Origin of the sequence: Rhodococcus sp. IEGM1428 (assembly GCF_050321865.1) — a bacterium.
Taxonomy (GTDB): Bacteria; Actinomycetota; Actinomycetes; order Mycobacteriales; family Mycobacteriaceae; genus Rhodococcoides.
This window is the reverse complement of the sequence record NZ_JBNQFW010000003.1, coordinates 311,169-328,557: the sequence shown is the minus strand read 5'-3', so window position 1 is coordinate 328,557 and position 17,389 is coordinate 311,169. Positions and strand designations below refer to the sequence as shown.

Sequence of the window (17,389 nt, the reverse complement as noted above, 5' to 3'; positions counted from 1 at the left end):
ATTCTCGACACTCGGGGGCCGATCCTCGCGCTCCTCGGCAGTCCGGGCCACACTGCAATCAGTCGACGAGTGCAGTCCGCTCTGGAGTGACGGTGCTACTTCAAAGCCTGTTCGACCGCCGCCGCGATGGCGGCGTGTCCCTTGTCGTCGACGTGCACTCCATCGGCATCGAGCATGCTCTCGTCCACTACGTCCGGGTCGGTCAGAGATACGAACTCTCCACCGATCGCGTTCACCGCATCGCGCACCACGCCCTCGTAGGCAGTGACGAACGGTGGCACAGTGCCTGCCGAGGAAGGCCCGACGGCGATGATCCTCGCGGTGGGTAACCCGGTGCGAAGTGTGCCCATGGTGTTGTAGATCGCGTTGACGATGGCGGTGGGGTCCCGGACGAACTGATCGAAGTCGTTGGTACCACCGGCCACCACGACGACGGGCGGGTTCAGGGTCACCGCGTAGCCGGCCATCTCTTCGAAACTGCCACATCGTTCGGCTCCGCACCCCGGCGCTGCGAGTGCGTAACCCGTCGAACCGATTCCGATGTTCTCCTCCGTCCAGAGTTTGTACATCGACACGATCGATGTCCACCGACGACCGAGATCGCTTGCACCTGCTCCTGATACGTACGAATCACCGATGAAGACGGCAGTCGGCCCACCGTTGGCAGGCGGAGCGAACGGCGTAGCGGATGTGTCGGACGGTCCTTGTTCGGTGCGCGTCGCGTCGTATCGCAGGCCGACAACCACAACACCGACCACGACGATGATCGCCAACAAGGTCGCCAGGAGCGCTTTAGCTCGAAACATGCTGCGCCGCTTTCCGATAGTGCTCGTCGAGTTCCTCAGCCACTGAGTCGGTGCCGAACTCGCTGCGCGCCGCTACCCGACCCCGCCTGCCCATCTCGGTTCGTAGCTCCACATCGTCGAGCAAACAGCGAACGGCGTCGACCAGGGGCTTCAGCGCACCACCGGGCACCACGATCCCGCAGCCGATGCGCATGATGTCGGGCGCGAGACCGCAACTGTCGGTGACCACCACGGGCAGCCCCACTGCCATGGCTTCGAGCACGGACATCGGGTACGGCTCGTCGACCGAAGGCAGTACGTAGACACTGGCCGCCCGCATGCGTTCTGCGGTCTTCGCGGGGGGACACGGTCCTTCCCAGCGAATCCTGGGCCCGGTCCGCTGCGCTACCGCGTCTCCGGCCCCTGCGTCCGGACCGACAATCGCAAATATCACCGAATCATTCTCGTGAACAAGGATTTCCGCCATCTCCACGAAGAGGTCGACGCGCTTGCGTGGATGCAAGCGCGCCAGGAACAGTACTTCGAGATCGACGCTCGGAGCCTTCTCCGTCAGCGGGGGGACGCCATTGATCAGTTTCGACAACGTCATCTCCGGGCCCGCGACCGAGATCAGATCAGCACGCTCGCGGTCGGTGAGATAGAGGACGGCGGCCGCTCGGCGCAACGCCGACCGAGTGACCAGCGCGTCGAGCGGGACGGCAAGAAGCTTGTCGCTTGCATCGATCATCCCGTGGGTCTGTACCACTGTCGCCACTCCCCGTATTCGGCACAGCCGAGCGGCAGGAAGCGTCACCAGATCACGGGCGAGGTGTAGGTGGGCGACATCGAACGTTCCAGCTCTCTCGGCAATCCAACGAAGCATGCCAGGTGCGGCAAGGCCGGCAAATCCACTGCGCGGAAGCACTCTTCGCGGTCGGAAGAGCTCGATGCCCACAGCACCCGACTTCGGAGGGGGGCCGGTTCCCGCCGCGACGACGGTGACGTCGTGGCCCAGACCGACGAGCGCTTCGGCTTGGTTGAGGGCGACCCGTGCGGGCCCGCCGTAAGCACCGTCCTCGGAGATCAGTGTTACCACGTGCAGGATTCGCATCGCTCACTCCGATCTACGAGCGGCGGGTGCGAGCACTGTCACGCCGTCGTCGACGTCGGCGTTCACCAGCGCCGTTGCGCCGATCGTCACGTCGTTTCCGATGGTGACACCGCGCAGCACGGTCGACCGGGCCGCGATCCACGTTCTGTCACCGATACGGATGGGTGCGTTGTCGAACTCGAAGGTCCCGGAGCGTCGGTCGTGACTGCCGGCGCAGAGCAGGACGGATTGGGAGATGCAGGTGTTCGCGCCGATGGACACCGGCTCGAGATTGAGAATCCACGCGTCCTCACCGACCCACGAATAGTCGCCGACGGTCAACTTCCACGGCCAGTGGATACGTACGCGATGCCGAATCAGGACACCGACGCCGATCTGCGCGCCGAACATTCGGAGAATCCGCAACCGAACCGAATTCGGGCACCACCAGTGCGAGACCACGAGACTCGACGCGAGCATCCACAGCACTTGAACGTGGAACGGTCTGCCTTTGTCGTATCCCGCTCCGGTGAAACCTGCGAGCGACCGATCGGTCACGTCCGTTTCCTGAGTGGCTGCGCCAGCGGCGCAGCCATAATGGTGCCTGGGGGCACGTCCTTGACCACGACAGCGTTGGCACCGATGGTCACACCGTCACCGAGCACGATCGGCCCCGCGACGACGGCTCCAGCCGCCACCATGACGTCGTCCCCGATCGTGGGTCGACCTTTCGGTGAATAGCCGACCGACGCGTGTTGGTTCACCCAGAAGTTCCTACCGATCGAGGTGGCCGAGACCATGATTCCGTTGCCATGATGCAGGAAGATCCCGGGGCCGATGGAATTCGATTCGAGAAGGATCGTCCGGTCCGGTCGGTAGATCTTTTTCAGAACGATCCGTACCACCAATGGACTCTGCCGCATCCGAAAATGAACGACGTTTCGGAATTCATGTAGGGCACCCGCGAGGTACGCAAATCGCGAATACGCATCCAGCGGGACTAGCGCGTCGTTTCCGATGCATTCGATCCACCGATCCACATCTGCGCGCATCAACTGCTCGTTTCCCGATGTCTGAACGCCCCACCACAGCGGCCGCGCCCAGATGCGAGCCAACCGGATCAGAACGGACTTCTTCGCGGTGTACGGCATGCGTGCAAATCTATGGTCGCGCAGCCGTGGTGTCCACCCGTCATACTGCATCGTATGGCCGTGCGACGCAGATGGGTTCCGCTGGCATTCGTGCTGATCCTCGCCGCGTCGTGCACCGCGACAAACGTTGAGGCCGAACGAAGCCCAGAACCGGGCCCCAGTCCCGTTTCGTCGTGGGATGCAGTTCACGTTGCCAGTAACGTTGCCAGCATCGGAATGCCCGGGTCCGATGTTCGGCGTGACATCGACTCCGTTGCCGACGCCGGTTTCACGGGAATCAGGTTGCTGGTCAAGTGGTCCGATATCGAGAGCGTCGAGGGCACGATGGATTGGAGTCGATCCGATGCGGAGGTCGAGTGGGCCACCGAACGCAACCTGGCAGTGCTCGGCGTTCTGACCTGGGCACCCACGTGGGCAGTGCCGACCGAATACGCACTGGTCTCACATCCAGCGCCGAAATCAGCCGAGCGGTTTGCCGAGTTCGCCTCTGCTGCAGCAGCTCGCTATCGCGTCAAAATTACGGCCTGGGAGGTGTGGAACGAGCCGAACGTCGCAGCCAGCTACGGCCCGAGCGTGAACCCCGAGCAGTATTGCGCCGTTCTCACCTCGAGCTCCAGAGCCATTCGAGCAGCAGCACCTGGAGCCCTGGTGATCACCGGACCAACCTCGCCCGCAATCGATTCCACCAACGATCTGTCTCCCGCGACGTTTGTCGATGCCCTCTACCGATGTGCGGGGGCCGCGACCTTCGATGCAGTCTCGATGCATCCCTACAGCAGCCCGCACCTCTTGAGTGAGCCCACCGCAGCTTGGTCCTCGGCCAACGAGATCGCCGCCGTCCGCGCCGTCATGGAACGTCATGGGGACACGGGAAAGCGGATCTGGTTCACCGAGTTCGGCGCGCCCACAGTCAGTTCCGGTCCAGGGGTAGACGAGCAGCGGCAGGCCGACATCCTGGTCGACGGCATCTCCACGCTCTCGCAGCTACCCTACGCGGGGCCGGTGTTCGTCTTCGACTTCCGAGATTCGATGACGGGAAGTGCTGTGCCGGATTACAACTACGGCCTGGTGCGGTCGGATTACACCCCCAAGCGAGCACTCGATGCGGTCCGCGCCCTCGCGGGGTGAGCGGTGGCCAGCATATGCACCCATTTCTCGAACCTGTCCATCGCAACGGCACGAGACATGTTGTGCTGCAGATATCTATTCCCCGACCGGACCAACTGCGCGGACTTCTCGGGGTCAGCGGCCAGGGCCATCACGCCCTCCACCAGACCCGCCGGATCCGCAGGGTCCACGCGTATCCCGGCACCGGCCGATCGCACCTCCTGATCGGTGACGCTACCGGATGCTGTGGCCGCCAGAACGGGGCTGCCGCTTCCGAAGTACGCGGTGAGTTTGCTCGGGACTGCCATTTCGGACACCTCGGGCCGCTCGTTGACGAGCAGGGCGTCCGCGGCATCCAGTGCCGCGCGGAACTCTTTCTCCGGCAGCGACCTCACGAACGTCAGGCAGTCGATGCCCGCGCCCAGTTCTTCGAGCATCTCTCGCTGATTTCCGTCGCCCATCAGGACGAACTTCACCGGTCCACCTCTACGGTCCGACTCCCGCGCTGCTTCGACGACGTTTTCGAGGCCCTGCTTGAGTCCCATGTTTCCGGAGTGCAGCGCGATCACCGAGTCTCGTGACCACCCCAACAGATCACGCGCATGGTCGCGGCTCATCGGGGCCTGATATGGCATGTGCGTCCAGTTCGGGATGACGCTGAGCTTGCTCTCCGGCACCCGCAGAACATCGTGGGCGTAGTCAGCGAAACGCCGATGGATCACCGCTACCCCATCGGCCGCACGAAGAATTCCGGATTCGAGATTGGTTGTCGCACTGGCACTCGACCCGTGCATCGTGCCTGTCTCTATGACACCGCGGCTGTAGAGATCCTGCACCCACACCCCCAGTGCCGGGCGGAACGGCTGTGCCTTGAGTCGGGCCATCACCAGGCCGGTGGACACCAGCGCTGGTGATACGCATACCACCACATCCGAGGCCGGGATTCGGCTTCGTGCTACCCGGCTACCGAAGGACAGTTCGAGATGCGCGCGCTGTGTGACGGTCATACTGCCCGGGACGTAATGGCGGTGCCGAGTGACGTCCACACCGTCGACCATCTCCTCGATGGTCGGGCCGGCATAGCGCGGATCGGGAGCCCATTGCGGATAGTGCGGGAAGCCGGTGACGACGTGGACGTCGTAGCCACGTTCCGACAGACCTTCCGCGACATCGGCGGTGTAGGGCGCGATCCCGGTGACTTCGGGCTTGTAGTTGAGGCCGATCAGAGTGATACGCATCAGCGTCTCCGTTTCCGTACTTCGAATTCCGACCGCCTCTTGTCCCACAGCTCGTCGGTCGTACAGATCCGGCGAGCAGGATTGCCTGCCACCACATCTCCCGGTGCGATCGACTGCGTCACCACGGACCCGGCACCGATGATGGCATCGTCGCCGACAACAACACCGGGCATGATGACCGTTCCCAGTCCGACAAATGCTCGAGCACCGATCGACACCGGTGCGCGGCGGTACAACTCCTCGTCGGAGGGAAGTTCTCCACGCGCTTCTGCCACTCGGTCGAGAGAGAAGTCGTGCGTGAGTATCTTGACGGCGTCCGACACAACACAGCGGTCACCGAAGGTAATCGAGCCCGGGCCGGAATTGTCGAGAAACACCGAGGACGAGATCCACAGAGGCCTACCCTCGATCGTCACGCCCGCGCGCTCGAGCAGCTTGACCACAACGGTCATATAGGCGTCCTGGTCGATCCTGTTGAGGGTGCGCAACAGCGGGAGGAACTTCGCGACGTCGATCATGAGATCCTCGATGCGGCTTCGAGTTCGATCGTTGCGGGGGAAGCACTCTCGTCGTTGCCACGTTGCCGTACCAGCCTGGGGACCCAGGCGAGGTCGGGGATGAACTGGCACAAGACCACAGCCCCTGCGGTGACCAGGACAACTCCGGCGGCGCCCGTTTCCGGTGCTACCGCAATTGCCCCGACGGTGGTGACCACAGCCATCGCGGCGAGGCATCCGGCCTGCCAACGTGCCTCCGTCGGCTTGGTCAGCAACATGCCAGAGGGCAGGTGAAGGCACTGCGCCACGAGCAGGACCGCGAACGCCCCGGCGAGCACCGACGGTATGTCGATCGTGTCGTCCGAGAGCACATCGGCGAGCCATGGACTGAGTAGGACCAAGGGGATGGCCGCAACCACAGCAACCAGTCCGAACCCCAGGGTCGACGTCATCCAGAGGCTGACGGTTTGTTCTGCAGCAGCACGGCGTTTGACGAATATCGGCCAGAATGCCAGCGCGGCGGTCGAGAACACCGACCAGCACAGCCCGTACAGCTGCGCCATCAGCGCGTACCGGCTCAGCTCGAGAGGAGTGGACAGGTGCGAGAGCACGATTCGCTGGGCTTGCAGTCCGAAGGGTATGCCGACGCTGACGACGAACAGCCACAGCGATCCCTCGAGCAAACCCTTGGTCGGTATCGCCACTACCGCTCTTCGGAAAACCGAGACCCCGAGACCTGAAACCCTCAGCGCCAGAACGGTACCCATGAGATTGCCGAGCAAGGCACCGATGAGTGGCGGCAAGACGTACCAGATGCCGCGTACTCCGCCTGCATACATTCCTGCGGTGACCAGCAATGCGAATAGCGAATTACTCACCATCACAACGACGATCAGCTGTGCGCGGTCGACTCCGATCAGAATGCGTAAACCCAGGCCCGCCGGAATTGTCACGCCGAACAGGGCTACCGCGACCGTGATGGCAAGCCTGTCTTCGGGGCCGGTAGTGGTTCCTATCAGTGCGCCCCAGCCGTCGAACACCATCACCGCGACGGCGACAGCTGCCACGACGAAGGACACCCGCACCAGGATTCGGTATGCACGGCGGATCACCGCGAGCGCGTAGTCGTCGTTGATGGGGTCCCGCGACCTCGCGGTAGCACTCGTCACCACAGCTCCGATCCCGAGATCGGCGAAGGGCAGCAGCAGTCCGACTGTGGCCACCAACGCAACCACGCCGTAGGCCGAGGGGCCGGTGGCCCGGATGACTAGCCCCGCGCTCACGAGTCCGGCTACCGCGACGACGGGCGTGCCGATGATTCGGAACAGGGTACTGAGGATCACGGCCCTGCGTTCGACGGTGTCCAGGCCCGCGCCCGAGGCGACGACATCATCATCGTCATCGTCCATCTCGCTCGGTCTGCGGTGGCGGCCGGACATCACCGACCACCTACCCGTGTCCGACGCGAGAGCACCGAACGTGCGAGCTGCTTCGATCGCGCCGAATACTCGACCATGCGGGAAGCCAGATCCGTGACGTCTCTGCGCCCCCATGGGTAGTAACCGGCTGCATCCCAGGCGCGCCTGATGTCGGCGAAGTGATCGCGTTGTGAGCGAACGCTTCCGGCCCCTCCCGCATCGAAGTTGCACAGCACGGCGTCGATGACGATGGGCAGTTCTGCTTGTGCTGCCTTAAGCATGAACAGGTGGTCTGCCGCCAGTCCGAAGTTCACGTCGTAATTCCCGATGCGTCGGAGCAGGTCCATACCGAACAGCACCGCCTGATGTGGGATCGGGCGAATACCGAGGGCGAAGTTTCGCATCTCGAACGGGCTGTACCCCCATTCGATGCCCTCGCGTACCGGGTCGCCGACAATGCGGGCCCGGCCGTATCCCCACCGGTCTCGCACGGACCCGGATGCCTGAAGAGCGGTCATTCCGATCGCCGCGGAATCCGGCTCGGCGAAGCAATCGCCGGAATGCATCAGCCACACCACATCTCCGGTGGCACGGTCGATCCCCTGGTTCATGGCGTCGTAGCGTCCACCATCTGCTCGAGACTGCCAGTACGACGGCTGTGCGTCGCCAAGCATCTTTTCGACGATGGGGCCCGATCCGCCGTCGATGATGATGTGTTCGAGCGGCGCGTACGTCTGCGCGGCGACGCTGTTCAGCGTGCGGGCCAACCCGGCCGGATCGTGGTAGCTGATGGTGATCACGCTCAGGGTGGCGTCAATGGGCATGGGACCGCACCTGCCCCACGAGAGTTCTGCCGAACTTCGCCGCGGCGTACACCATCGCATGCACCCCGGGCCGGCCTTCGGAGAAGCCACTGACGACCGAACGACGGATGCCGTACAACGACTGCGCGGACGCTGCCGCGGTGACCGCACTGAACAAGAAGTAGTCACCGCGAACACGCGCACTCGCGTCTCGGAGGTGTTCTCGACCCCATTGGATGTACTTCTCCGACACGTCCACCGAACTGCGCGATACCGAGTTCTCGCTGACGTTGTAGATCGAGAAGCACTCCGGCACGTGGCGAATGGTCAGATCGGGAACCCGGTGCTGCAGTTCCATCAACCATCCCGGTTCGTCGTGGATGGAGTCCGGCGCGAAATTGAGAGGCACCTCGAGCGCGAGCGATCGGGGGAAACACAACGTACTGCTTTGCAGCATCGCATCACCCAGGGTGAAGCGATGGAGGGTGAACAGGTAGTCGGCTACCGATTGCCGCTCACCGATAAGGGTTCTGGGCCAGATCTTCTCACGGTGACCGGGCTCTCGGACGGCGCATTTGCAGGTGACCACCCAGCGGCTACCGTCGGCTTCCGAGACCTCGGCCAGCTGTCGTTCGAGTTTGTAGGGATGCCACAGGTCGTCGTCGTCGAGGAGCGCAATGACGTCGCCAGTTGCTTCCTGGACTCCGTATTGACGTGCGTTGGCTCCACCCGATCGGGGGCCGGTACGCACAACGCGGATTCTTTTGTCCGCCGGCAGAGTCAAGGGCTCGGCAGTGTCGGCAACCACGATGATCTCGTGGACGCCGACGGATTGGCTCAGAGCGCTGTCGACAGCACTACCGAGGCTCGGCCGACCGATCGTGGGAATTACCACGCTGATACTCGAGTGAGTCTTCATCGTTTCGCCTCCGATGCGTGGCGACTCCGCGGTGCACGGTTGTCTCGTAGAAGACGCATCAGCAGATGTGCGTCCTTGGCGTCTCCGTCATGATGTCGACCGTCCGAACTTACTGCGACGCAACAACATGCGAGGCAAGCGAGGACCGCGGGGAGGTTGTACGACCATGGCGAAAACAGCAGATCCCAGATGGTCTGCATGCCGAGGTACATCATCAGCGGAGTCCACGGTCCGGCGGAATCTGCCACGAAGACCAAGCGGTAACAGGCCCACAGGAGCCACAGCGGCAGTAGGACGGCCAGCACCCCTGCCTCCGCCCATGACCCGAGCAGAATCGAGTGCAGAGAAATCGATCCGTTGCTGAGCTTCCACGCGTACTCGAAGGGGAAGGATCTGTCGAAACCCACCGCCATCGCGGCGTGCTGCGCCTGCACGTACACCTCGTGGGAGACGTTGTCGGCTTCACCCCACCCGAGAAACGGCCTGTTCACGATGGCGGTGAGGGAGAGTGGCGGCTCGGTGCGGCCGGCGAGCAACATGGGCACCGAACCGTCCGACTGCATCAGCACTTTCTCACGCAGCGAACCGCCGAGCAATCCCTCGCGAGCCGCATATTCGAGCGCCCACGTGAACCCCACTGCGAAAGCACCGAGAGTCACCACACGACTACCGAGAGAGAGCGCGCCCCTCCGGTACTTCGACAGCAGGAGCAGCAAAGCGACAGCGCAACAGATCACGGCGTGAGATCGGAAGTTCAGCACGAGACTCAGAGCAGCGAGAGACAGCAAAGCAGCGACGACTGCTGAGGTGCGCATTCGGCAGAAGGCCATCAGGTAGAGCACGGCGATGGTTGCCGAGGGCGCTACCCCGTACTTCCAGAGGTCGATCACGCTACCTGCAGAGGTGAGGAAGGTGCCGATCATGGCATAGAAGAACACCGAGCCGAAGGCGATGCCGAGCAGCACCGTGGCTATGCGCTCGATATCGCCTGCCAGCACGGTGATACCGCAGAAGTACAACGCGAACGAGCCGAAGGCGAAGACGTCGGGCGAGAGGTAGCTGGTGTCGTTGACCCACGCCGAGGCGAGATAGGCGCCGGTTCCTATCAAGGCAAACACCAGCGGAGTCGCAGTTCTACGTCTCGGGCCCGGCAATAGATAGGCCAACCCGATTGCAACGCACACGACGGAGAATCCAGTGACCGTGAAGTTCATCAGCGGCAGCGCAGACGTGCCACCCAACATGAAGAGCCAGACCCGCTCGGGGGCTCGGAGAACTGCACCGTCTCGGTGTGCTTTGCGGCCGGCCCTCGGGGCAGCGGCCACGCGGGGCGGTGCGACACTCACTGCACGCTTGGGGGCGGGCGCTTCCCGCAAAAACTCAGCCTCGGGAAACACCGTCGCATGCAACCGATCGGAACGAATTCGATGGTATGCAACGCTCATCGGCACATATCCCATCCAATCCCCCCGAAGTGCCCTAGAGCAGTATTTCGGCAGCTTAGCGCGAGATTTACTCGTACGCAGAACATATCGCGATAGAGCAGAAATTATCGGTTGAATTCGCGACCAAATCGCGAACTCGCTCGAATAGTCCATATTCATGGCCAAAATTCCCGACAAAACCGGTCGCCCTATGCGCCGCCGGGAGTCAAAAGCGACATACGCCCTGTTTCAGATTCGTTCGGTATCCAAATCAGTTGGCAGGCAGCGCTTGCGGACAGCCGGGACGCCCGCATAGAAACCATTCGGCACGCAGTCGGCGGCAACCACGCTCCCCGATGCGATCACACAACCGTCACCAATGCTGACACCGGGCAGAACAGTCACTCGTGCACCGATCCAGCAACCCGCACCGATCACGATCGGCAAGTTCTCCGTTTTGCCCGCGCGGTCGAATTCACCACCGATTTCGTGTCCACAAGTAATGAACATCGATTGATAACCGATCCGAGTGTCTCGTCCGATCGTCACTTCCGACCCTAGGTCGAAAAAGCAGCCGTAATTGACGAATGCACGCTCGCCTAGGTCCAGCCCCCGCCAGGCACCGAGAAACACCCCGGCATTGATCAGAGATGTCGGGTGAATGTGATGTCCGGCTCTGCGTAGCAACATGTTTCGGAGCTTTCGGGGCACAGCGCCACTTGCAACGAATCGATTCAGGACAACATCACGAAGCACTTGATCGATCTCACCGAACAGAATGTTCCGCTGCAGGCTCATTGCGACAGACTATCCTCAGCCAACCGCTCTCGGCCGTACGACGAAACATCAAGGGACAGGACTGATAACGGCCGGGATAGCAGCGTGCCAACACAACATTCGTAGGTGTACTCGGCACCAGGATTGTTTCCCGTGCACGGAGGCCGGAACACGGCCTCGCAATCAGCAACGGCGGGCTACGATTCGCCGAACAACCGACCTGTCTGTTTCGACTGTGCAGACTCACCGTGAGGACCCGCGGATGACCACGACCCAGCCGTCGACCAGCCCGCGCCGACGCAGACGCAGACGCAGAATCACGGCTTCCGCTACCCGTGCGGACATCCAAGGTCTTCGTATGGTGGCGGTGCTGCTGGTGATCGTCGACCATCTCTTCGGGTGGCCACGAGGGGGTTTCATCGGTGTAGACGTGTTCTTCGTTGTGTCCGGCTTCCTCATCACCGGACTGTTGCTGCGGGAGTTCGACAGAACGGGCTCGATCTCGTTTGCCGGGTTCTATCGTCGCCGAATCCGTCGTATCGTGCCGATTGCAACCCTCGTACTCGTACTGACCTCTGCCGCAGGCGTATTGGTGTACGCATCGAGTCGTGCGGCATCGATAGGGATGGATGCCGTGTGGGCGTTCTTCTTCGCGTCGAACTGGAGATTCGCGATCGAGGGAACCGACTACTTCAATGCAGACGCGGCAATTTCACCCTTGCAGCACTATTGGTCGCTGTCGGTCGAGGAGCAGTTCTACTTCGTCTGGCCCGCACTGATGTTCGCTATCGGGTTGCTGGTGGCGCGCCGCTCCTGGACAGGCAACGTCAAGCGTGTGCTCTCGGCCGCGGTGATGGGTTCGATCGTCGCGGCATCGTTCGTCTGGGCACTCTACGACACTGCGACCGATCAGTCCTGGGCATACTTCTCCACGTTCACGCGCGTGTGGGAGCTCGGGGTCGGCGCGCTATTGGCCATCGGGGCCGGTTGGATTTCGCACCTCCCGCGAACTGCACGCGCGCCGTTGGCCTGGTTGGGGCTCGGCACCATCGGGGCAGGTGCGTTCATCATCGACGAGTCCGGGGCGTTTCCCGCGCCCTTGGCTGCGATCCCTGTTGCCGGCGCGGCGATGGTGATCGCCGCGGGCATCGGAATGGCCACTCCCTTGATCGCTCCGCTGACCAGCAAGGTCAGTGTGTACATCGGCGACATCTCGTACTCGCTGTACCTGTGGCACTGGCCCATCATCGTGATACTCGGATCGATCATGGACGTGAACGCGTACTACTACGTCACCGTCTTGTTCGCGACGTTCGGCCTATCCGTCGCCTCCTATCACTTCCTGGAGGACCCGATTCGACGATCGAACTTCCTCGAGCCGAGGGCCGTACGAGCCGAGGCGAGGAGGAAACGAAAGAATCGACTCGGCAGCAAGGACTATCCGCCGGCTGTTCGGTATGCAGGGCTCGGTGCCTTGACGTTGCTGACGGTCGCCGTGGCGGCTTTCTCCCTCAAACCTCTCGAGCCGCCGGCCACCCCGCCGGCCAGAGCTGCCACCGACCCTGCGATCGCCTCGGACGAGGTCGCGATACCTATGGGCCCCGCGCAGTCTGCGTTGGCCGCCGAGATCGATGCTGCGGTGAACGCAACCGAGTGGCCAGCGTTGAGTCCGACCATGGACGAAGCCATCACCGGCGCTCAAGCTCCGGGTGGGATCGCCGAATGTGGACTGGTCGACCGTCCCGACGCGGCGCAGTGCACCTGGGGTGCACCCGATGCGCCCAAGACCATCATGGTTCTCGGCGATTCGATGGCAATGAGCTTCGTACAACCGATCAAGAATTTCGCGGAAGCGAGCGGCGGGCAGTGGAAGGCACGCTCGGAGGGCATGTTCGGCTGCACCTTCGTAGACATGGACGTGAGCACGCAAGATGCCGACACATCCGCAGCGTGCCCATCGCGCAAAGCTGCTGCGATCGCCGCCGTGAACGAGGTGAGGCCCGACGTCGTCGTCATCACCAACCTGCACACCGATATCGCAGCGGAGCTGTGGATCCCCGGGGTGAAGCGGCTGACGGATCAATTCGCGGCGAACGTCGGAAGGATCCTGATCCTGTCAGCTCCCCCGAACGACAAGAAGCCCGCGGACTGCTACACCCGCACAAGCAAGCCCGCCGACTGTCTGAGCAGGGTGACGGATACATGGAAGGCGCGATCGCATGCGGACCGCAACCTGGCCTACCGGGTGGGTGGAACCTACGTCGACACCCGGAGTCTGTTCTGTACCCCGGACAACTACTGCCCCAGCTTTGTCGGAACCACTCCCATGAAATCCGATTCTGCGCACATGACAATCGATTACGGGGCGAAGGTCGCTCCGGCGCTCGCCGAACTACTCCGAACGAATGGCGTGTGAAACCGAGCAGCAAGAGCGGCCGACCTTTCGTCGCATGCCTACTGACGTATACGGTCGATGTTCTCTCGATACCATCGAACTGTCGAACCGATACCCTCGCGTAGCGAGATTGCTGGTTTCCATCCAGAGTTCTTCAACGTCGATACGTCGAGCAGTTTACGAGGAGTCCCGTCGGGCTTCGATGTGTCCCAGTCGATTCGACCCGAGTAGCCGACTTCGTCGGCGACCATCTCTGCAACTTCCTTGATGGTCTGATCCTCACCTGTACCGACGTTGACCTGACGGGGACCGTCGTAGTGGTCCAGCAGATGCAAGCACGCAGAGGCCATGTCGTCCACATGAAGAAACTCTCGCTTGGGAGAACCGCTGCCCCAGTTGGTGACTGCCGCTGTTCCGTCCCGGGCAGCTTGGTCGTATCGGCGTATGAGTGCGGGTAGGACATGCGAACTTTGGGGTGAGAAATTGTCACCTGGGCCGTACAGGTTGGTCGGCATCGCGGATATCCACGGTAGTCCGTACTGCTTTCGAACCGACTGGATCTGAAGAATTCCGGCAATCTTCGCGATTGCGTAGGCATCATTGGTCGGCTCGAGAGGACCGGTGAGGAGGTATTCCTCTTTGATCGGTTGCGCTGCGTGCTTGGGGTAGATGCAGGACGACCCGAGGAACAGGACCCGCTCGACACCGAACTGTAGCGCGGCGTCAAGTACGTTGACTTGCACTTGCAGGTTCGAGGAGATGAAGTCGACTGGATAGGTGCTGTTCGCCAGGATTCCGCCCACTTTGGCTGCGGCAAGTACGAGATTGGTCGGCTTGTTCTGCTCGATGTAGTCGAACACCGCAGCGCGGTCGCGAAGGTCGAGATCGGTCGAGGTTTCGCCGATCAGGTTGGTGAAGCCACGGCCTTCGAGGTGCCGCCACACTGCCGAGCCGACCAACCCTTTGTGGCCGGCAACGTAGAACGTTGCCTCGCGGTCGATCGTTCTCGCTCTCTGCGTGGACTCCAGTGTGCTCATGGCCAGTCCGTCAACGCAGGTGTGTCGATCCACGGCCGTCCTTCGTGGGCGAGAGCCTCGCAATCCGCATCGACCATGATTCGCGCGAGTTCGGGCGCGTGGACCGATGCTTTCCAGCCCAGTTCCCTTTCTGCTTTGCTTGCGTCACCGACCAATGCGTCCACTTCGGTGGGACGGAGATAGCGGTCGTCGAATTCGACGTACTGCCGCCAGTCGAGGCCCGCGTGCTCGAATGCGACCGTCAGGAAGTCTTTCACCGTATAGCTACCGCCGGTGGCGAGCACGTAGTCCTGTGGCCGATCTGCTTGCAGCATCCGCCACATCCCCTCGACGTATTCAGGTGCGTACCCCCAATCTCGGATGGCATCGAGGTTGCCCATGTAGAGCCGGCTCTCGGCTCCTGCTTTGATTCGCGCAACCGCTCGAGTGATCTTGCGCGTCACGAATGTTTCACCACGCCGGGGTGATTCATGATTGAACAGGATCCCGTTGACCGCGAAGAGTCCATACGCTTCGCGATAGTTCCGGGTCACCCAGTAGGAGTACACCTTCGCTGCTCCGTACGGAGAACGTGGGTAGAACAGAGTGTCTTCGTTCTGCGGTGGCGGACTGGCACCGAACATCTCGGAACTCGATGCCTGGTAGAAGCGGCATTTCACTCCAGCCAGTCTCACTGCTTCGAGAAGTCGTATGGATCCGATTCCTGTTGTGTCACCGGTGTGCTCAGGCTCGTCGAAGCTGACCCGCACGTGCGACTGCGCAGCGAGGTTGTACACCTCGTCGGGCCGAATATCGGCCATCAGCATCAACATTCGTGTGCCATCGCTGAGGTCCCCGTAATGAAGGAACAACTTTGCTGCGGACACGTGGGGGTCCACGTACAGATGCTCGATTCGCAAGGTATTGAAAGTTGACGCACGGCGGATCAATCCGTGCACTTCGTATCCCTTGGCCAACAGTAGCTCCGCCAGGTATGAGCCATCCTGACCGGTGATCCCCGTTATGAACGCTTTTTTCATACCTGCTCCGTTCGGACACGCCGAGCATGCTGGGGACAGCGTACAAGGGGACCGACTTTGATGCAGAGGATCAAGGCCCTGCGAAACACACTGCGCAAGTGGCTTTTTCAGTTAACTACGGACTCAACGCCCGCCGCATCCACACAATCCAGGGTTCGGACTGTTAGGCACCACGCATTTCGAAGACCGTTCGGTTTACGGACACCCAGCGGTGTGAAAGGTGGGCAGGCTCCCGTTGTCGAGGGCCTGGGCGAGGGTGGGGGCGGCTGTGTCCTTGTCGGAGAGCTCGTAGGTCAGGGGAGTGCCGTCGCGTCCGGTGGTGGGCCAGTCGATGCCCAGGGCGGGGTCGAGAGGGTTGATGTCGCGGTCCAGTGACGGGGTGTACTCAAGGCTGCACAGGTACATGACGGTGGAATTGTCTTCCAACGACAAGATGGCGTGGCCGAGTCCTTCGGAGAGAAACACTGCTTTGCGGTCGATGTCGTCGATCAGCACCGAGTCCCATTGCCCGAACGTCGGGGAGCCGACACGCAGGTCGACGATGACGTCGAGGAACGCTCCGCGGGCGCAGGTGACGTATTTGGCTTGCCCGGGTGGGTTGGTGGTGAAGTGGATTCCGCGCAGGACGCCTGCGGCGGAGACCGAGCAGTTCGCCTGCTTCAGCTCCAATGCTCGGCCGGTGGTCTTCTCGAAGAGGCCGGCTTTGAACCATTCGAAGAACACGCCGCGGTCGTCGCCGAACTGGCGTGGGGTGTATTCGTAGGCACCGGCGATGCTCAGCTCACGAAAGGTCATCGGTTCCCTCGGTCGATCAGATCGAGCAGGTAGGTGCCGTAGCCGGATTTGACGAGTTTCTCGGCCCGCACGCGCAGTTCGTCGTCGGTGATGAATCCGCGTCGCCAGGCCACTTCTTCGGGGGATCCGATTTTCAGGCCTTGGCGTTGTTCGATGGTGCGCACGTAGTTCGAGGCGTCGAGGAGGGAGTCGAAGGTGCCGGTGTCGAGCCAGGCGGTGCCGCGGGGCAGGACCTCGACCTGGAGGCGGCCGGCCTCCAGGTAGTGGCGGTTGACGTCGGTGATCTCGTATTCCCCACGCGCGGACGGGGTGAGGTCGCGGGCGATGGCGATGACGTCGTTGTCGTAGAAGTACAGGCCGGGGACGGCGTAGTTCGATTTCGGGGCGGCCGGCTTTTCTTCCAACGAGATGGCCTTGCGGTTGTCGTCGAATTCGATGACGCCGTAGGCGGTGGGGTCGGAGACTTCGTAGGCGAAGACGGCTCCGCCGTCGATGGTCTCGAAGCGGGACAGTTGGGTGCCCAGGCCGGGGCCGTAGAAGATGTTGTCGCCCAACACCAATGCCGCGGAGTCGGTGCCGATGTGCTCGGCTCCGAGGACGAATGCTTGGGCGAGGCCGTTCGGCTCGTGCTGGACCTTGTAGGTCAGGGAGATTCCGAATTGGGAGCCGTCACCGAGGAGGCGGGTGAATTGGTCGGCGTCCTGGGGTGTGGTGATGATGAGGATCTCGCGGATCCCGGCGAGGATCAGGGTCGAGAGCGGGTAGTAGATCATCGGTTTGTCGTAGACCGGGACCAGCTGTTTGCTGACGCCCATCGTGATCGGATGAAGACGCGAGCCCGTGCCGCCCGCCAGAATGATTCCCCGCATGAGAGCGCAGTCTTCCAGAGATACCGCGAGCCCGCGCGGTGCAGCCAGACGAGTCAATTGTGACA

Annotated in this window: 17 protein-coding genes; 2 read left to right on the top strand and 15 right to left on the bottom strand. The window is 62.2% G+C overall.

The window, feature by feature from the left end; all coding sequences use genetic code 11:
* Positions 1-95: 95 nt before the first annotated feature.
* Genes ACQR3T_RS16340 through ACQR3T_RS16325 form a run of 4 tightly spaced genes read right to left on the bottom strand, consistent with a single transcriptional unit; the run spans position 96 to position 3,026 of the window.
* Positions 96-806 carry an SGNH/GDSL hydrolase family protein gene (locus tag ACQR3T_RS16340; protein ID WP_428694146.1) on the bottom strand — a complete coding sequence of 237 codons (711 nt, stop codon included), beginning with the start codon at positions 804-806 and terminating at the stop codon, positions 96-98.
* The gene (locus ACQR3T_RS16335) at positions 793-1,896 is read right to left on the bottom strand and encodes a glycosyltransferase (protein ID WP_428694145.1); all 1,104 of its coding nucleotides are present in this window, start codon (positions 1,894-1,896) and stop codon (positions 793-795) included. Before ACQR3T_RS16335 ends, ACQR3T_RS16340 begins: the two co-directional genes overlap by 14 nt.
* 3 nt (positions 1,897-1,899) lie before the next feature.
* Entirely contained in the window at positions 1,900-2,433 is a 534-nt protein-coding gene (locus ACQR3T_RS16330; RefSeq protein WP_428694144.1) for a DapH/DapD/GlmU-related protein, read from the bottom strand.
* Entirely contained in the window at positions 2,430-3,026 is a 597-nt protein-coding gene (locus ACQR3T_RS16325) for a serine acetyltransferase (RefSeq protein WP_428694143.1), read from the bottom strand. The genes ACQR3T_RS16330 and ACQR3T_RS16325 overlap by 4 nt, the downstream gene beginning before the upstream one ends.
* Positions 3,027-3,086: 60 nt before the next feature.
* Here ACQR3T_RS16325 and ACQR3T_RS16320 point away from each other — a divergent pair, with 60 nt between their 5' ends.
* Positions 3,087-4,154 (top strand): cellulase family glycosylhydrolase, encoded by a 1,068-nt coding sequence (locus tag ACQR3T_RS16320; RefSeq protein ID WP_428694142.1) that lies wholly within the window; start codon positions 3,087-3,089, stop codon positions 4,152-4,154.
* Here ACQR3T_RS16320 and ACQR3T_RS16315 read toward each other — a convergent pair.
* From ACQR3T_RS16315 to ACQR3T_RS16285, 7 genes are all read right to left on the bottom strand, one after another.
* Entirely contained in the window at positions 4,106-5,371 is a 1,266-nt protein-coding gene (locus tag ACQR3T_RS16315; RefSeq protein WP_428694141.1) for a glycosyltransferase family 4 protein, read from the bottom strand. The genes ACQR3T_RS16320 and ACQR3T_RS16315 overlap by 49 nt on opposite strands.
* Entirely contained in the window at positions 5,371-5,889 is a 519-nt protein-coding gene (locus ACQR3T_RS16310) for an acyltransferase (protein ID WP_032376074.1), read from the bottom strand. The genes ACQR3T_RS16315 and ACQR3T_RS16310 overlap by 1 nt, the downstream gene beginning before the upstream one ends.
* Complete coding sequence (locus tag ACQR3T_RS16305; protein ID WP_428694140.1) at positions 5,886-7,277, bottom strand: lipopolysaccharide biosynthesis protein; 1,392 nt, start codon at positions 7,275-7,277, stop codon at positions 5,886-5,888. The genes ACQR3T_RS16310 and ACQR3T_RS16305 overlap by 4 nt, the downstream gene beginning before the upstream one ends.
* Positions 7,278-7,306: 29 nt before the next feature.
* The gene (locus ACQR3T_RS16300; protein ID WP_428694139.1) at positions 7,307-8,110 is read right to left on the bottom strand and encodes a glycosyltransferase; all 804 of its coding nucleotides are present in this window, start codon (positions 8,108-8,110) and stop codon (positions 7,307-7,309) included.
* Entirely contained in the window at positions 8,100-9,008 is a 909-nt protein-coding gene (locus ACQR3T_RS16295; RefSeq protein WP_428694138.1) for a glycosyltransferase family 2 protein, read from the bottom strand. The genes ACQR3T_RS16300 and ACQR3T_RS16295 overlap by 11 nt, the downstream gene beginning before the upstream one ends.
* A complete protein-coding gene (locus tag ACQR3T_RS16290; RefSeq protein ID WP_428694137.1) occupies positions 9,005-10,453 on the bottom strand; it encodes a hypothetical protein in 1,449 nt (482 codons plus the stop codon). The genes ACQR3T_RS16295 and ACQR3T_RS16290 overlap by 4 nt, the downstream gene beginning before the upstream one ends.
* 228 nt (positions 10,454-10,681) lie before the next feature.
* Positions 10,682-11,230 (bottom strand): acyltransferase, encoded by a 549-nt coding sequence (locus ACQR3T_RS16285; RefSeq protein WP_428694136.1) that lies wholly within the window; start codon positions 11,228-11,230, stop codon positions 10,682-10,684.
* Positions 11,231-11,471: 241 nt separating this feature from the next.
* Between ACQR3T_RS16285 and ACQR3T_RS16280 the strand changes: the two genes are divergently transcribed.
* Entirely contained in the window at positions 11,472-13,625 is a 2,154-nt protein-coding gene (locus ACQR3T_RS16280) for an acyltransferase family protein (protein ID WP_428694135.1), read from the top strand.
* 38 nt (positions 13,626-13,663) lie between these two features.
* On the opposite strand, the gene ACQR3T_RS16275 is transcribed toward ACQR3T_RS16280, so the two are convergent.
* The 4 genes from ACQR3T_RS16275 to rfbA all read right to left on the bottom strand — a co-directional run bounded on the left by ACQR3T_RS16275 (position 13,664) and on the right by rfbA (position 17,324).
* Positions 13,664-14,641, bottom strand: coding sequence for a GDP-L-fucose synthase family protein (locus ACQR3T_RS16275; RefSeq protein WP_428694134.1), 978 nt, complete (start codon positions 14,639-14,641; stop codon positions 13,664-13,666).
* Complete coding sequence (gmd, locus tag ACQR3T_RS16270; RefSeq protein ID WP_032405419.1) at positions 14,638-15,660, bottom strand: GDP-mannose 4,6-dehydratase; 1,023 nt, start codon at positions 15,658-15,660, stop codon at positions 14,638-14,640. Before gmd ends, ACQR3T_RS16275 begins: the two co-directional genes overlap by 4 nt.
* A 195-nt stretch (positions 15,661-15,855) precedes the next feature.
* Positions 15,856-16,455, bottom strand: coding sequence for a dTDP-4-dehydrorhamnose 3,5-epimerase family protein (locus ACQR3T_RS16265; protein WP_428694133.1), 600 nt, complete (start codon positions 16,453-16,455; stop codon positions 15,856-15,858).
* Positions 16,452-17,324 carry a glucose-1-phosphate thymidylyltransferase RfbA gene (gene rfbA, locus ACQR3T_RS16260; protein ID WP_032381096.1) on the bottom strand — a complete coding sequence of 291 codons (873 nt, stop codon included), beginning with the start codon at positions 17,322-17,324 and terminating at the stop codon, positions 16,452-16,454. The genes ACQR3T_RS16265 and rfbA overlap by 4 nt, the downstream gene beginning before the upstream one ends.
* Positions 17,325-17,389 lie beyond the last annotated feature (65 nt).

Bases quoted from the DNA above. Each gene is read 5' to 3' on its own strand.
- ACQR3T_RS16265 (WP_428694133.1), bottom strand. From the start codon at position 16,455: ATGACCTTTCGTGAGCTGAGCATCGCCGGTGCCTACGAATACACCCCA.
- rfbA (WP_032381096.1), bottom strand. From the start codon at position 17,324: ATGCGGGGAATCATTCTGGCGGGCGGCACGGGCTCGCGTCTTCATCCG.
- ACQR3T_RS16335 (WP_428694145.1), bottom strand. From the start codon at position 1,896: ATGCGAATCCTGCACGTGGTAACACTGATCTCCGAGGACGGTGCTTAC.
- ACQR3T_RS16300 (WP_428694139.1), bottom strand. From the start codon at position 8,110: ATGCCCATTGACGCCACCCTGAGCGTGATCACCATCAGCTACCACGAT.
- ACQR3T_RS16280 (WP_428694135.1), top strand. From the start codon at position 11,472: ATGACCACGACCCAGCCGTCGACCAGCCCGCGCCGACGCAGACGCAGA.
- ACQR3T_RS16305 (WP_428694140.1), bottom strand. From the start codon at position 7,277: ATGGACGATGACGATGATGATGTCGTCGCCTCGGGCGCGGGCCTGGAC.
- ACQR3T_RS16325 (WP_428694143.1), bottom strand. From the start codon at position 3,026: ATGCCGTACACCGCGAAGAAGTCCGTTCTGATCCGGTTGGCTCGCATC.
- gmd (WP_032405419.1), bottom strand. From the start codon at position 15,660: ATGAAAAAAGCGTTCATAACGGGGATCACCGGTCAGGATGGCTCATAC.
- ACQR3T_RS16285 (WP_428694136.1), bottom strand. From the start codon at position 11,230: ATGAGCCTGCAGCGGAACATTCTGTTCGGTGAGATCGATCAAGTGCTT.
- ACQR3T_RS16310 (WP_032376074.1), bottom strand. From the start codon at position 5,889: ATGATCGACGTCGCGAAGTTCCTCCCGCTGTTGCGCACCCTCAACAGG.
- ACQR3T_RS16290 (WP_428694137.1), bottom strand. From the start codon at position 10,453: ATGAGCGTTGCATACCATCGAATTCGTTCCGATCGGTTGCATGCGACG.
- ACQR3T_RS16315 (WP_428694141.1), bottom strand. From the start codon at position 5,371: ATGCGTATCACTCTGATCGGCCTCAACTACAAGCCCGAAGTCACCGGG.
- ACQR3T_RS16340 (WP_428694146.1), bottom strand. From the start codon at position 806: ATGTTTCGAGCTAAAGCGCTCCTGGCGACCTTGTTGGCGATCATCGTC.
- ACQR3T_RS16295 (WP_428694138.1), bottom strand. From the start codon at position 9,008: ATGAAGACTCACTCGAGTATCAGCGTGGTAATTCCCACGATCGGTCGG.
- ACQR3T_RS16275 (WP_428694134.1), bottom strand. From the start codon at position 14,641: ATGAGCACACTGGAGTCCACGCAGAGAGCGAGAACGATCGACCGCGAG.